At 43.1% G+C, this 16,330-nt stretch carries 10 protein-coding genes; 2 read left to right on the forward strand and 8 right to left on the reverse strand.

Annotated features, from left to right (window positions below; all coding sequences use genetic code 11):
* Position 1: 1 nt before the first annotated feature.
* The 8 genes from DBY90_RS02570 to DBY90_RS02610 form a co-directional block, all read right to left on the reverse strand.
* Positions 2-601 (reverse strand): TIR domain-containing protein, encoded by a 600-nt coding sequence (locus DBY90_RS02570; RefSeq protein ID WP_083286681.1) that lies wholly within the window; start codon positions 599-601, stop codon positions 2-4.
* 703 nt (positions 602-1,304) lie between these two features.
* Positions 1,305-2,246 (reverse strand): dicarboxylate transporter/tellurite-resistance protein TehA, encoded by a 942-nt coding sequence (tehA, locus tag DBY90_RS02575; protein WP_070491050.1) that lies wholly within the window; start codon positions 2,244-2,246, stop codon positions 1,305-1,307.
* A 463-nt stretch (positions 2,247-2,709) separates the two neighbouring features.
* The gene (locus DBY90_RS02585; RefSeq protein ID WP_107986494.1) at positions 2,710-4,110 is read right to left on the reverse strand and encodes a hypothetical protein; all 1,401 of its coding nucleotides are present in this window, start codon (positions 4,108-4,110) and stop codon (positions 2,710-2,712) included.
* On the reverse strand, positions 4,107-9,074 hold the full coding sequence (locus tag DBY90_RS02590; RefSeq protein ID WP_234405089.1) for an AAA domain-containing protein: 4,968 nt from the start codon (positions 9,072-9,074) through the stop codon (positions 4,107-4,109). The genes DBY90_RS02585 and DBY90_RS02590 overlap by 4 nt, the downstream gene beginning before the upstream one ends.
* A 434-nt stretch (positions 9,075-9,508) precedes the next feature.
* A complete protein-coding gene (locus tag DBY90_RS02595) occupies positions 9,509-10,258 on the reverse strand; it encodes a class I SAM-dependent methyltransferase (protein WP_107986496.1) in 750 nt (249 codons plus the stop codon).
* A gap of 221 nt (positions 10,259-10,479) precedes the next feature.
* Positions 10,480-10,728 (reverse strand): CsbD family protein, encoded by a 249-nt coding sequence (locus DBY90_RS02600; RefSeq protein ID WP_070491056.1) that lies wholly within the window; start codon positions 10,726-10,728, stop codon positions 10,480-10,482.
* Positions 10,729-10,856: 128 nt separating this feature from the next.
* Positions 10,857-12,386, reverse strand: coding sequence for an ABC transporter permease/substrate-binding protein (locus tag DBY90_RS02605; protein WP_070491082.1), 1,530 nt, complete (start codon positions 12,384-12,386; stop codon positions 10,857-10,859).
* Positions 12,387-12,462: 76 nt separating this feature from the next.
* Entirely contained in the window at positions 12,463-12,672 is a 210-nt protein-coding gene (locus DBY90_RS02610; protein WP_070491058.1) for a heavy-metal-associated domain-containing protein, read from the reverse strand.
* Positions 12,673-13,107: 435 nt separating this feature from the next.
* On the opposite strand from DBY90_RS02610, the gene DBY90_RS02615 reads away from it, so the two are divergent.
* Both DBY90_RS02615 and cas5c read left to right on the forward strand, forming a co-directional pair.
* The gene (locus tag DBY90_RS02615; protein WP_070491060.1) at positions 13,108-15,573 is read left to right on the forward strand and encodes a CRISPR-associated helicase/endonuclease Cas3; all 2,466 of its coding nucleotides are present in this window, start codon (positions 13,108-13,110) and stop codon (positions 15,571-15,573) included.
* A gap of 8 nt (positions 15,574-15,581) precedes the next feature.
* The gene (gene cas5c / locus DBY90_RS02620; protein ID WP_070491062.1) at positions 15,582-16,328 is read left to right on the forward strand and encodes a type I-C CRISPR-associated protein Cas5c; all 747 of its coding nucleotides are present in this window, start codon (positions 15,582-15,584) and stop codon (positions 16,326-16,328) included.
* Positions 16,329-16,330: the final 2 nt, after the last annotated feature.

The raw sequence follows: 16,330 nt of genomic DNA on the forward strand, positions 1-16,330 counted from the left end.
ACTAATGTGAACTATTTCGATTATTGGCAAAATAATCGCGACTGTTACGATGTGACCCGCTGCCTCTTCTTTGAAATGCCTCATGAATCCATTTTTTTAATTCATGTGAAGAGGTTGGATAAGGATAGATTTTGGCATAGCCGCTCTGAATATTGTCATATAATCGTGGTGGAATGTTGCAAGGTGTATAAATCTGACTATTATTTTCAGTCCATTTTCGTACACAGTTAGGATGGAAATATGATTCATGACATGGAGAATAACTGGGCAACAGGATACCGATTAGACCAGAACGAGTATTTAGGTTTGAAGTTGTTAAACTGTATCCTATTTCCCAATCCACATGCTTACGTTGCCATGTATTTTGACCAATAAGAACTATGGTTACTGAGGAGTCAGAAATATAGTTTTCACGAATCTCTCTGCGAATGGCATCCGTTTTATAATTTGGATCAATATCACCATCTTGAACAGAACGATTAACAAATACTGGATCAAATTCATTAGAAAATTGCCGTTCAAATTGTTGGCGATAACAGTCATCTTGATGATGAAAACTCAAAAAAACTTTATGTTTCGGAATGTCAGAACTATAATACATTTTTTCTCCTTAGATTTTTCAAAATAAAATACACATCATCAATATGAAATGTGTGAATTATATCAGATCATTAAATACAGAGATATTTTTATAATATCTCATTATTATGCTATCAATAATCCTTACAGCTTCACATTAATATAATAATCTCCTTTTTCAAAAATTTATGGTAGGTTGGTGCAGATGGGCTGTTTGTTTTTTATCAAATCTCTTAATTTTATTGATTAAAGTAACCTCTTCTTTGCAGTTTCCATGATACTGTTCAGCATAAATACCAGCTATGCCTCCCAGTTTTGACTATCGTGTACTGCTGCAATAATTAATAGTATTTTGTTTTCTTCCTGTACGTCCCAAATTCATCACTACACATATTTCAAATGAAATTATGGCCGCCTTGTTAAGCCCAAACCGTCGTCTGCCAGTCCTGTTTTACTTGCCATGTTTATTTGGTAAGAGTTGAATTGGTGGAGAATTTTCCTGAACTCCCTCGGAAGTAGTGACGACATACGTTTACCGCCCAAAAGAAATATCACTTGCCCACGTGTGAAATTGGTGTTTGATTGGCTGGAGGAGGTGTTGGGGGACACAGGCAGTAAGCGTATCTGGATTTTAGAATCAGACTACGCTTACGCTGTTTTCAGACGACCTAAAACCATGTTCGTATCCATGTCCGTTTTATAACACCTTTAAATCGCACGATTTTTCATTTAACCAACAACCGTCCCTGTCTCGCTAAATTTAAAGTAGCCAGCAACAGCAACATCACCAAGCCGGAGCCTGTGGTGGCGAGGAAATAGCCTAAAAACAGTAAACGCTGTTCAGCAATTAAATGGAAACCGCAGCCCGTCATTGCCGCCAAACCGAACGAGAAACCCCAAAAACTGGGGCTGAAACCCTGTTCCAGCATCCAGGGCAGAAGGCGCAGCAGCAGCAGGAATTGCAGGCAGCCGTAGCCGATTAAAAGCAGCGAGAAGGTGTCGATGTGTCCGCCCGATACGGCAAAATAAGCGCCGCTGCCGACAAAAGCGGGCGCAAGCTGAATGCCGACAATACCGCGCGCAGGGGCGTTGACGGGTGTGCCAGTGCGCAAACGGCTCAATATGGCGGCTTCCAAGCTAAGCCATGAAAACAGCCCCGCGCCCAAAAACAGCCAGGCGTAATCCGACCAACCCAATGCCGCTATTGCGGTCGCGCTGACAAAATTGGTGGCAACGGTGGGCAGGTAAATAATCGGCGTGGTGGCATCAAGGGTATGGACGCCGCGCCACAAGCCTCCTGCGCGGTACATGGCAAATGCCAACTGCCCCGCTGTTCCCAGCAAAATCAACCCTTTTGCCGATAGCGTTTGATAGGGTAAGGCTGCCAAACCCGCCAGCATCGTGGTAATCGGAATCGCGCTGATGAAACAACATTGCACCAAATCCTGCAAATCCTGCAAAAATTCGGGGCGGAAAAAACGGATTTTGATGATGTAGGCAATGACCAGCAGCAGCCAAAGTGCAAAGGCGGCGGCTAACAGCGTTTCCGCAGCCCAATGCGGCAAAAGCCCGATACGCGCGCCGTAACGCCACGACAAACCGAGCGCGAAAAGCCCCAACGGCATGCTGAAATAGCTGAGGGGGACGGGAAATTTTTTGGTACTCATGACGATGTGTGTTTTAAGGAAAGGCGGTAGTATAGCCGATTCGAATTGGTAAGCGCAGCTTGGGTTGAGGCTCGATAAAGACGTCAAATCTGTCTGATGAATTGGGTTTCAGCATGAGCCGTATTGGGTATTGATATTCTGATGTTTGGGTTTATAAATGTGGTTTTCAGACGACCTGAAGGCAAGCGGAAACAGACGATGAATGTCGCTTGAGCCTTCTTGATTTTTAGGTAGCCTCTTTATCATACATTTCCCGCAACACCTCCGTCAGCCAGTCGAACACCTTTAACACGCTCCCGGAAGTTACTGTGCGTTGTGGGCGGTAGATGTAGAGTTGCCAAGGGCGGCGTGGGATGTCGGGGAGGGGTTCTACAAGTTCGCCGTTTTGCAGGTGGATTCGGCGGCGGAGCAGAAGTGTTTTAGGACTTTGAGTTTGTCCATTGCATATATAAAGATTATGCTGCTATGGTTTTAACAAACCAAAGTCTTTTTGTCTTATTTCATCTTCATCTCTATCAGGGAATAGGGCAGAATTTAGATAATTTTTAGCCAATCTTATAATATGATTTATTTTTTTAATATCGGTAGTCATAAACCCGATAGGCAATGTCACAGGATAAGAAGATAGTTTTGCGTGATAACAAACAACAGCAAATTTATCTTCTAGAAATAGAATTTCAGTATTTCCATCTAAAAAACCTTCACAGAATCCGTAAAGTACTTTATCTGATATATCTTTAAAGTGATTTAGCCATTCTTGTTTTTCATGTTGATTTCGTTCGGAAGGCAAAGGTAAGTACAGGTGAAAATCATAGCCACTTTTTTGTTTATCTATTAGATTTTGAATTTTGTCATGAATTTTCCGTTGTTTTCCCCAGTAAATATCGCTTGGAGCCAACCAATAGAGTTTTTTGGGTGATTTTTTGTTTGGTTTATCCAAAATTTGGTTGATTTGTTCGAATAAGTTTTCTTGATGATAAATTTGCCCTAGAAAATACAAACCATTTTGTTGTTCATACTTCTGATAGACCTTCAAAAATTCAGTAAAATCTAATTTCCCGCCAAACAGCACTTTCAAAGTATCGTCATCACCAATTTCTTCCATACTGTTACGCAGTTCACGCAAATTATCATGATGATCAAATTGCTCCAGTTGTGCAGTAATGGCTTGCTGAATATTTTCTTGATGAGTAATTATCGGCACATCATTGCGTTCTTTAGCTTGTCCTGTTTCAGGCAATAACTCGAATTGTTGCGTGAAACGGAAATAATCAGGCGCACCTTTGGGTTCAATAACATCAATCTTATATAGTGAAATATCCTTTTCAATTTCACCTACTTCATTTTTAACTTCAACAATTTCATCTTCTATTAGCTGGCGAAAGCGATTTTGAAATGTTTTTTGTGCAATTTCGCTACTTTCTGATAACACCTTTGGTTCAATGACTAACTCAATGGCTTGCTGGCGATTTTTATCACAGTCGTTTTTTTTCAGAAAATTACTATCTAATAATTCCATACGATATTCACCACCAAATTCTTTTAAAGTGGGAATATGGGGTGATCCCTGATTGTCTTGAAACAGTCTCTGCCCTTCTGCTGATAATGCAATCAAGCCGTTATCCTGCCAAATAATCCATTTATTGCTCTCCAAATCAGCAAGAGCGACTTCGGTTTCATATTGATTAAAACCAAAGTATTGGGCAATTTGTGCAGGTTTGCACGGTGTTACTTTCAAAAGTCGCAACAAATATTCACGCACAAACGCCACACCTTTATCGCTCATATACGAAAATACGATACGAAAACGCGGAGCTTTAACCACAAAATCTATTTGATTATAAGGTGTTTTTTGTTCACTCATTTTTTGGCTCCGTTTTTTAATATCTTAATTGTGTAATCTTGCGGATTATTTTGCTTTTGTATAAAACGTAAAACTTTTGCCAATGGAGTTTTGCTGTTTTTGGGATGTTCCCACATGGTTTTTGCTCCAACGATAATAAGTTTATCCATAGCTCGAGATAGAGCTACGTTAATACGGTTTGGCAAATGTAAAAAGCCTGTGCTGTATGTTTTGTCATAGCGTGTCAGCGACAAGATAATCACGCGGTTTTCTTTACCTTGATAACTATCTACACTATCAATTTTAACCAAGCGGCGGAAGTCGTCATTCCAACTGCGTTCATTGAATTTTTTACGAATTAGTTTTTTCTGCTCGCCGTACATGCAAATTACACCAATGGCTTGTTCATTTTTCTCTAAACATTTTTTTACAGGTTCACTATTCATAAACGTTTCATCGTTTGCCAAGTCTTGTAATATCCCAATAATTACATCGGCTTCGGCTCGATTGGACAAACTACCATTTTTGGCTGGTTCATGATATGCATTTGGTAATGAAGTTGTATCTAACCATGTTACGCAGGATTTTATCTTTTCAGGTAGCCTGAAATAAATATTAGGCACATCATCATTGGTTTTACCGTTTTCCAAAACATTTTCATAAAAACATGCTGATACTAAACTACCAATCGCAGGAGCCATGCGGTATTGTGTTTTGAGTGTGGCACAAGTTTGTTTTCCGTATTCAGATTGGAAAACGCGTTCAAAATCACTGCCTAATGCTTGATCTAATTCCTCGCCGCGTTTAGAAATTCCTAATCGGCGGGCAAGTGCGTTTTTATGTTCTTCTGAATACAAAGGTGGTAGTTGTTTATGGTCGCCAACCAGCAGAATGCGCGTACCTGACTGCATGGCAATCGCCAATTCACTGGAAATAGAACGTGCGGCTTCGTCCACAATCACCCAGTCATAAAGATTATCGGCAATGCCGATATGGCGTTGTCCGATACCTACGCAAGTGCCAATCACAAGCTGACGGGAACGAGCCAAAAATTCATCATAATTGGTGCGTTCGTTAGATAGGGCTTCCAGCATATCCTGGGTTAAATCAATCAATTTACCTGCTTGGATATTTTCAATCGGCTGAATATTATGTTTGTGATCCAATTCACTGATAAATTTCGGCAGAATCTCGTCAATTTCAACCAATTCACGCAGCCCCATTGCTTGGGCTTGTTCTTTAATGCTTTTTTCTAATTTTTTGCGTAAGCGTTTTTCATCTTCATCAACGGTTTCATCTTTTGATGATTTAACAATTTTTTGATAACGACGAATTTGCACACCAATATCAAACGCTAATTCGGCTCGTTCGCGCAAATAATTTTCAGGCAGCCCCATGCTGCGTCCAAGCTGGCAAATATTGCTAATCTTGTTCACATTTAACTGTGCCCGTTTTTGTCCGACTAAATTGGGTGAAAACACATCTTCCAATATTTCGGAATCGGCAATTTCACGATTACTGAACCGCACCAGTTGCAAATCTGTTCCCAAACGCTGACAGTGTTTACGGATACGTTCGGCAGCAGTATTGACTGCTTCATGTGATTGGCTGACCAGTAGAATATTTCGAACCTTTTGCACATCAAATAAATAATGTACAAATGCAGCAATAAATTCTGTTTTCCCTGTTCCCGGCGGACCTTGTAATAAGGATAATGGTCCATTGGCAATCAAACGTTGAAAGGCAATACGTTGTGCTTCATTCAGACTTACATTTTTTTCAGGCTGGTCATAGCGTTTAAATTCTTCATTGCTGATATGAATATCATATTTTTCAGACGGCAAGACGCAATGTTCATCAAAATAATCAGTCAAGTTTTTAATCGTACTTTCACCGTCTAAAATACGTTGTAATGCGTTTTTACGGCGAGTGTAAGACGCTTTGTTCTGTTTACTTTGCAAATAAATTGGCGTATCTGCTTGAATATTACTTGCTGAATTACGTAAACTTTTGGGCTTAAGGTGTAATTCATTCAACTGGCTTTGCACAATATCTACTTCGCCATATTTAAAGGTTTTTTCTCCATCTTCACTTTTTCCAATAGCCTCAACAACTTCATCCCGTTTGAATTGATCTAGCGGACTGATTTCACCGTCATAGGGAATATAACAGACCCCATTTTCTGTTTTTTGCAATGCTTCGCTGGCAGTAATAGAAGGTAAAGCTTCGGTTTCAGTATCTAAAATTGCCTGCCAAAGTTTTTTAATACTAGGACGTTGTTCGATAACTGTTTCTTCTGCAATAATATCAACAGGTTCGGCTTCAAAGTTCTCGTTATTTTCAGCTTGTTCTTTTTCAGGCTGTTTGAAAAAGTGCTCTTGGACAAATTGAATAATAGAGTTCTTAAATTCTGTACTGTCCGCAATGAAATCATTAAGTTTATCTAAGTTGCTATAATTGCTATGTGTGATATTCAAACCGATTTGCAAACTACATTTGCTATCATCACGATCATTTCGACTAATATGATAGCGTTCAAATGGAGATAATCCGTGTCGGAATCGTTGCTCAGCAATGGTATAAAAAGCGGTAAATTTTCCGCCTAATCCAATAAATGTAATATCTATTTCTTCATTTGGATATTTTTGACTTTCTTTAAATTGAACAAACAATTCACCATTTTCAGGATAAATTGAAATAGGCAAAAACGACTCACGCCCGCCCACTGTGATATCAATCATTGGCGTAGCCGGTTTGGGATTGAGTGCCTCTTTAAAACGTGTCAATGAAATAAACGCAGTTTGGCTGTCTGAATATTCTTGCTGCACGGCTTCGGAAATATCGGCAAAACTTTCAGACGGCCCATTCCATTCAACACCCAATAATTCACACGCCATTTTCATCACGGCAAAATTATCGCGTTGTTTCTCGGTAGGATGATCGAATTCCGGCGAATACTCGGTATTGAACTGACTTTGCCCGTTTGGAGAGAAATCAAATATATCTAGAATATGTAGCTGAGCAGAGTCATCATCGGTCGTTACTAATACATTGTCGGGTTTCAAATCGCCATGTGTAAAACCTAGACTGTGTAAATGTTCAATGTTTTGAATAAATTGATGGATAAGAGCCTGTTTTTGTTTATCCGATAAACCAAGTTTGCAAATATCTTGCCAAGTATGCCCGTCAATAAAATCACTTGCTGCAAAAAGGCAACCTGATTTCTTGGCAATACCGAATTCTCGGATTTTTGGCACATAATCGGGCGACAAACTTGCCAGTTTTGCCATATTTTCCAGCCAATTCAAAACTACTCTGGCTTTTGAATTATCGGTTTGCGGGTCTGTATTCAGCCATGCTTTAATCAACAAACCATTGGAACAGTAAACTTCTTTCTCACTGGTTTCTACAATAAAATCATCATCTTCACGATAGGCACGGGAATGGTTGATGTCATGTGTGAACGGCTCTAATTTTGTAAAATCAAATGAAAAATCCACCGCCTGTTCAGGTTTGGTTTGATTAAATTTGTTTAAGAAATCCACCGAACTTTTAAAAGGCACATCTGACAATGACTCACGCAAAATTTCAGCATACCATGTAGTTTCATCCGGTAATTTATTTTTCATTTCGTCAAGCGTATCAGATGTAATACGTTTTGCCTGAATGATATGCCATGCCAAAACAGCTAAAGAACGTACGTCATATTGGTATGGTGTGAGTTTGATGCCGTCTGAAAGTGGAAAATGAGATTTTGCCAAATCGCCGGAGACTTCCAAAATCTCACGAATGTCGCCAACCGTTTCTTCAGATGAAAAATAGGCGGTTGCAAACCCCGATAGCGTAATTTTGTCATCTGCCGACAACCAAATGCTGTGATTGCCCAAATCACGATGAGCAATACCGACTTTGTGCAACTGAGCAAATTTATCCAACAATAATTGCACCAAACCCAAACGGCGTTCTGCACTTAAATTTTCGCCATTGTATCCGCCGACAAATTGGTCAAAACGTTTTTGCTGTGGGAATAGCTCAAATAAATCAATATGTTCTGCCGTAATTTCGCCTTTTTGCGGCGTAGATTTGTAATTCAAGCATGTGTGATACAAGTCTTTATTTTGTAATTTAATATGGTTCAATACATCGTATTCACGGCTGACTAGGCGATAACGCCCGTCAGGTGTTTGAGCTTCAGAGCGGTTGATTTTAGTGAAATCCCAACGGCGCAATAAGGCTTGGTCTTGGTGCTTTTTGTTTTCCGTTTCGGCAAGATATTCTTGATAAATATGTTTTGGGTGAGAAAAAATAGGCGTGTCTTCTGCATAATATCCGCCAATGCTGATATTTTTCGGTTTGACTGTGTTGCTACTAAAGATTTTTTTATCGAATAATTCAAAATCCTGATTTAAAGTTTTGCTATCAGGATGCGGGCGGAAACGTGCGTTGAATTGCTTTTCATCTTTTAATTGCAAAAATTCAGTTAATGTTACAACGTGCAATTTTTCATTGTCTGGCAGTTGGCTGAAATCTGCGTTGCCTGTCATCACAACTAAAAAATGGATCTGCGGACGAAAGCCTTTATTGGTAAATTGCTGTTTGAATTTATCCAATTTCTTTTCCAGCATAAATTGTTTGTTTCGTGTAATAGAAACGGGCGAACGACCCATATCTTTATCATTCAAATACCATTTATCTTGACGGCAAATAATTGTTCCATTCCAATGTTTCAACTCAATAATCAACACATTGCAATGGGTAACAATAACCAAATCAAATTCACCTTCTTTACGTTCTTTTATATCCGCGAAGCGAAAACCCGAGTATCCTTTCCAAGGGAAAATGGATTTGAGGGATTTTAATGTGTCAAATCCCTGTCCTTTTACTTTCTTGTTATTTTCAGAAGCTTGAAAAGCCTGTTTGATTTTTTCAATGGCTTCAACCTCATGTTGAGTTAAACCGCCGCCCCAATCTTGTACTTCCATCATATTGACTTTCTGGTTATATTCATTGATTTAATTTAATTAAAATGGCTACTCTGTCATTGTAACAAATTTTTATTTTGAAATAGTATTAAAAGTGAATATTGCTAATTTTTTTAAATAGTTTTTACCCCCCCCCCTCGTAATCTTCCACTGTCAGTTCTCCAATCCATTCAAATCTCTGGGCAGCAAAAACAAAGAGCTGTACATCGTGCTAGGTGCGAACCACACGGATTTGTATGACAACACCACTGGCAAGATTCCGTTTGATAAGTTTGAGCAGTTCTTTAAGGCGAATCTGCATTAAGGTCGTCTGAAAGGCTACCTGAAAGCGTAAAAGCAGCCTGCACTTTTTTATAACGAGTGCAGGCTGCTTTTTATTTTTCAGACGACCTTTTCAGATTTCGAGGTCGTCTGAAAAAACAAACGCTGCGGCTGTTTTAGACAGGTTTGCGGAAGGTGATGCAGTAAAAGCGGTTGCTCCACAGCAGCTGCGTTTTCTTTTCCCGAACGGTTTCGGGGATGCAGTTTTCGATTTGTGTCAGGTCGAAATCGGTGTCTTGGAAGTAGTTCCGCGTGAACAGGCTTTTTTTGTATTGTTTCTGGATAAAGTCGGTGGTTTCGTCTGCAATCATGATTTTGGTGCCGGGTTTGGCGATGCGCAGCATTTCGTTGATGGCTTTTTGTTTGTCGCTGAAAAAATTGATGCCGCCCACATGGGATACGACGTCGAACATATTGTCGGCAAAGGGTAAGTCTTCGGCGTTGCAGTGTGCAAAGTCTAAGCCCGCCGCTTTTTTCCGCCATACGTCGCGGCAGCGTGCCAACATGCCGAGCGACAGGTCGGCGCCGGTCAAATCCAGTGCGGCGGGGTCGATGTCGGCGGGCAGGTGGTTTAAATCGGTACCTGTGCCGATGGAGACATAGAGCGCGGTGCAGTCCTGCCGCCATTCCAGTTCGCCCATCAGGCTGCGCCGCATTTCGTTGATGCTGTTGCCGTATTTGAGGCGGGCTATCCAGCGTTCGCCGAAGTCGTACCAACGGGCGAGGCGGTTGTACATGTTCATGTATTTGGCGTTGTCGCCCATTACGCCGTCGGAATCGAGGCACAGCAAGATGCCGTCTTGTTCGGGCGGAAGCTGATTTTGCAGGGCGGGTTTGAGTTTTTGGATGAGCTTGCCGGAAGGCATGGTGCTTCTCCTGTCGATGATTAAACTATGCGTATCTCGAGTCGGTTTCGGCAAAACCGTTAAAGCGTTGGATTCATCTATCCAACTTATCCGGCGGGGTCGTCTGAAAGTTTGATTGGATGGGGAACAGGCGATTTCGGGTGGCTGCGCTGCCTGAAATAAAGGCCGTCTGAAATCGTGTTTCAAACGGCCTTTTGACATAGTTTTAAGACAAGGATGGATTAGAACTTGCTTTTGATGTCGTCAATCAGGTGCTCGGCTTTTTCTTTTGCTTCGCTAACCAGATGTTCTGCTTCTTCTTTGCCTTTTTTCAATACGTCGCTTGCTTTTTCCTCAATGTCGGCGGCAACTTCTTTGACTTTTCCGATGCCTTGTTGGATCACGCCTTCTGCTTGGAGTTTGGGGTCATCCAATAGTTCTCCGGCTTTCTCTTTTACATTACCGCTGATTTGGTCTAATTTACCGCTCATGGCTTATTTCCTTGATGTTTGTGTTGATCGAGAACCCACTATAGTCTAATCGATGGCTTGTTGCAACTTGAGAGGTCGTCTGAAAACCCGCTTCAATAAAATGAAAACTGTTTTTCAGACGACCTGAATCATTTGCCCTTATCGTTAATCAAACCGTTTTTCTGCAAATAATCCCGCGCTACGTCCGCCGGTTTTTCTCCGCCTACTTTCACGCGGTAGTTCATTTCAGTCATTTCGGCTTCGCTGATTTTGCCTGCCAGCTTGTTCAATGCGTTCACGATGTCGGGATGCTGTTCGGCAAACTCGGTTTTCATCAGTGGTGCGCCTTGGTAGGAAGGGAAAAGGGCGATGTCGTCTGAAAGGACGGCGAGGCGATATTGTTTGAGGTCACTGTCGGTGGAATAGGCTTCAACGAGGTCGATTTTGCCGTTTAGCAGGGCGGTGTAGCGCAGGGCGGGTTCGAGCGTCGAGAGGTGGCTAAACTGTATGTCGTGTTGTTGCAGACCTTTGTAGCCGTCGGCGCGGTCGGTAAATTCAAGGGTAAAGCCGGCGCGGATTTGGTTTTGCACGCGTTTGAGGTCGGAGATTTTGTGCAGGTTGTGCGCGACGGCATAGTCTTGGCTGACGGCGAGGGCGTAGGTGTTTTGGTATGCCATCGGCGGTAAAAAGGTCAGCCGGTGTTGTCGGGCGAGCAGTTCTTTGGCGGTTTGGTAGGTCTGTTCGGGCGAAAGACGGCGGTTCTGCTGTTCGGCGGGGACTTTGACCAGACTTTCCAGGACGGTACCGGTAAATTCGGGGTAGATGTCGATTTCGCCGCTGTTTAAAGCGTTGAACAGAAATGAAGTTTTGCCGAAATTGGGTTTGAGCGCCACCAGCGCGCGTGGATTATTTTCTTCAATCAACTGTTTGTACATATTGATGAGGATATCGGGTTCGCTGCCGAGCTTGCCTGCGATGGTGATTTTTTGTGCGGATGGGTTCGTTTGAAAAATCGGTGCCAAGCCGATGGCGATAAGGATGGCAAGCAGGGCGGCGGTAATCGGCATTTTGTGTTTGGACTTTTGCAGTATGCCGATGCCGCCGCTGACCAGTACGGCAAGCAGGGCGGACAGCAACGCGCCGACAAACGTCATCGCCATGTTGTTGCGGTCAATGCCGAGCAAAATCAGGTTGCCCAAGCCGCCCGCGCCGATAAGCGCGGCGAGTGTTGCCGTGCCGATAATCAATACGGACGCGGTTCGGATACCGGAAATCATGGCGGGCAGCGCCATCGGCAATTCAATACGCCACAACGCCTGCCATCGGGACAAGCCGAACGCGGTGTGCGCTTCTTTAATGGCAGGATCGATTTGGCTCAAACCGAGATAGGTGTTCTGAAAAATCGGCAACAGGGCGTAGAGCGTCAGCGCAATCAAAACTGGCGGCGAACCGATGCCGACAAAGGGAATCAGCAGACCGAGCAGCGCAAGGGAGGGGATGGTTTGCAGGATATTGGTTACCTGTAAAACACCTTCCGCCCAACGTCGTTTGTCCGCCAGCCATACAGCCAGCGGTACGGCAAGCGCGACGGCGCAAAGCAGGGCAATCAGGGAAAGGCGGAGGTGTTCAAGCGTCGCCTGCCACAGTTCGGCAGGTGGGACGGGAAGGAAATCGGGCATAAGGTGCAAATCAAACAAAAAAGAACTTCACTACAGCAAAAGGTCGTCTGAAACATTTTCAGACGACCTCGGAGGATTATAAGACAGCGTCAAAGCCCCCATCTTCCACCGCTTCAATCAACGCGGCAGGATTGGTTTTCGCAGGGTCGAATTCAATGAACGCATTTTTGTTTTCCAAGCTGACTTCGGCTTTGGCAACGCCTTCCGTGTTTTCCAAAATACGGGTAACACTTTTCACGCAGCCGCCGCAGGTCATACCGCCGATATTGAGGGTAAGGGTTTCCATAGGATTTCCTTTCTGTAAACGAATTGAGTCTAAAAGCCAATATAAAATGTGATGGATTAATAAAAATCAGGATGAGGCAGAGAAGCAAGCCATAGTTCAAATCCAATTAACTATAACCCTAAATGTAGGGGCAAAGTCAAGCAGATCGTCTGAAAACCTGTCATCGTTATATCTGCATCATTTGAGTGATCTCGGCATGTTTGATTTGTTCCATTGCTCACAAATAGTCAAATTGATATTGTTATTTATTATAAATGCTTTATTATATTCGGGTAATTATAACAAATAAAATAATAACATCATAAATTCCTAACTATCTCCTTTATCCGTCATTCAGACGACCTCATTCCACAGATTTTCGATTTTTCAACACTTCAAGCTATTTATATGGCTTGTTTGTTAAGGCTTTGCACGTTTCAAATTTGGAGAATTGATGTGAATTTCGACTATATAGCCCACATCCGAAAATCGGACCAAAACCCACAATCTTTGCAGACTCACCTGACCGAAGCCGCCGCTATCGCAAAATTATTGGCGGCTAAGTTAAATTTAGAACAAGCAGGCGAACTGCTTGGGTTGATGCACGATTTCGGCAAATATTCCCAAAAATTCCAAAACTACATTCGCAGAGTTAATAATATTGGGTTCAATTTTGATCAAGATGACGAAGATAGTTTTAAAGGAGGAGACCACTCCACCGCCGGTGCGCAATGGGTTTACCGCGAATTGAGAAAATTCGGTGCAGCACAGGGTATCGGCGAATTGTTCGGGCAGATGTTGGGCTTGTGTATTGCTTCGCACCACGGTGAAGGTTTGATTGACTGTTTGGATGGAGAAGGTAATCCGAAATGGGTTGAGCGGTTTAATAAAACTGATGAACTGACGCATTTGGCGGAATGCGAGCAAAATGCCGATGAAGTCGTTCAACAGAAAGCACGTGAATTGGCAGGAGAAAACCTGATTCGTAGCCTGCTGAATGCAGTGAAACCAATTCTTTCCAATCAAACAACCAATAATAAAATCAAAGAATTTTATCTCGGCTGTCTGACCCGTTTCCTATTCAGCTGCCTGATTGATGCCGACCGTATCAACAGCTCGGATTTTGAGCGAGAAGATCAAAAGGATGTCCGCCGTTTGACAGAAAAACCTGATTGGCAATCGGCGATTAATCAGTTGGAAACCAAATTAGCAGGTTTTGAAAACCGTTATCCTATCGATGAAATCCGCCGCAAAATTTCAGACAACTGTTTAAAAAGAGCGGTCGATTTTCAAGGTATTTATACGCTTACCGTGCCGACCGGTGGCGGTAAAACATTGGCTAGCTTGCGCTACGCCCTCCATCATGCACAAAAGCATAATCTTGAGCGCGTTATCTACATCATTCCCTATACTTCTATCATTGATCAAAATGCCCAAGCCGTGCGTGAGATTCTTGGTGAAGATTGGGTACTGGAACATCATTCTAATCTAGAACCTGAAAAACAAAGCTGGCAGGACAAATTGTTGTCCGAAAACTGGGATAAGCCTATTGTGTTTACCACGATGGTGCAGTTTCTAGATGCGTGGTTCGGCGGCGGTACGCGCGGCGCGCGCCATATCCACCCGATGACAAATAGCGTCTTGATTTTTGACGAAATCCAAACCCTGCCTGTGAAATGCGTGCATTTATTTTGCAACGTATTGAACTGGCTGACGACCTTTGGCAAAAGCACGGCGGTTTTGTGTACGGCGACGCAGCCTTTGCTCGGTGAATCGGGTTTGCGGAATTTCCCTGAAGGGAAAAGGGAAAGTATTGCCGCGCGCGGTTTGTTAAGGTTACCTGAAAACGCCGAAATCATGGGTAAACATCAGGATTTGGATAAATTATTTGATGAGTTATCCCGAGTAGAAATCCAATTTAACGAAAAAGTGGGAGGCTGGAATGTAGAAGAAGCAGGCACATTTTTGCTGGAACAGTTTCAGATGACCCCAAGCTGCCTGTTTATCGTTAATACCAAAAAATGGGCGCAAGAGCTTTATCAATATTGCAAGGCGCAGAACGTCCCGCCTGAAGCCTTATTCCATCTCAGCACTAATCAATGCGCGGCGCACCGCAAAGCGATTTTTGACACCATCAAAGCTCGTTTGGAAAACAAACAACCCGTTATCTGCATCAGCACCCAGTTGATTGAAGCCGGTGTGGATATTTCCATGGCTTGCGTAATTCGCGCTTTGGGTGGGCTGGACAGTATTGCCCAAGCGGCGGGACGTTGTAACCGGCACGGTGAGAAGAAAGGTAAAGGACAGGTTTGGGTGTTGAATTTACAGGAACAGGATTTTACGCGAATATTACCCGATATTCAGGCAGGTAAAACCCATGCCGAACGCGTGTTTCGCGATTTTGCCGGACAGGATATTTTGCAGCCAGAAGCGATGAAACGTTATTTTGAATACTATTTTTACCAGCGCAGCGATGAAATGTCATATTCCGTCAAAAACAGCACAACGGATTCACTGCTAGATTGGCTGAGCGATAATAAAAACAATCCTGGCGGTAATATAAATAACCGCAGAACTGGAAAAATTCAATTGCTGATGCAATCCTTCAAAAGTGCGGGGCGTGTTTTCCAAGCCATAGACGCGCCGACCCATGCCGTGATTGTGCCGTATGGCGAAGGTGCGGAACTCATTGCCAAACTCTGTGGCGAATGGAGTCCCCAAGAAATGCACCGCACTTTGCAAAAAGCCCAGCGTTACAGTGTGAACGTCTTCCCCAACGTTTGGGATAAATTGCAAAAAGAAAACGCCCTGCATGAAACCATTGAAGGTTCGGGCATTTATTATCTGAAAGAACGCCATTACAACGACGAATTCGGCCTGTCTTTAGATGAAACAAGCGACATGACTTTTTTGAATTATTAAGGAGCAATATGGACTATAAAAACCATAAAATCAGTTTCCGCGTCTGGGGACGGCAAGCCCTGTTTACCGACCCGGTTACCAAAATCGGTGGCGAAAAATTCAGCTACCAAGTGCCGACATACGAAGCCATTAAAGGCATTGTCAAAAGCATTTACTGGAAGCCCACGTTGATTTGGCATATCGACCGCATCCGCGTGATGAAACCCATCCGCACCCAAAGCAAATCCACCAAACCGCTGGACTGGAACGGCGGCAACACTTTGGCGATTTACACCTTTTTACAGGACGTGGAATACCAAGTGGAAGCCCATTTTGAATGGAATGAGCATTGGGAAGAATTGGCAGGCGACCGTAATTTCGGCAAACATATTGCCATTGCCAGAAGAATGTTGGAACGCGGCGGACGGCAGGATGTTTTTCTCGGCACGCGCGATTGCCAAGGCTATGTTGAGCCTTGCGAGTTTGGCGGCCCAAGTCGAGATGGAAAAGCAGGCTTTTACGATGAAATCGACAATTTGGATTTTGGCCTGATGTTCCATAGTTTCGGCTATCCCGAAGAAACTGGAAAGCCCGAGTTGGTCAGCCGTTTTTGGATGGCGAATATGCAAAACGGTGTGATTGAGTTTCCAAGCATCGACGATACAGAAGGTCGTCTGAAAACCCGATTTATCCGCAAAATGCAGCCTGAAAAACCGTTCAAGCGCGGCGAAAACGTCAAGCCTGTGGAAGATGAAGCCAAGGAGCTGGAATTATGAGC

Origin of the sequence: Neisseria mucosa, from assembly GCF_003044445.1 — a bacterium.
GTDB lineage: Bacteria > Pseudomonadota > Gammaproteobacteria > Burkholderiales > Neisseriaceae > Neisseria > Neisseria mucosa_A.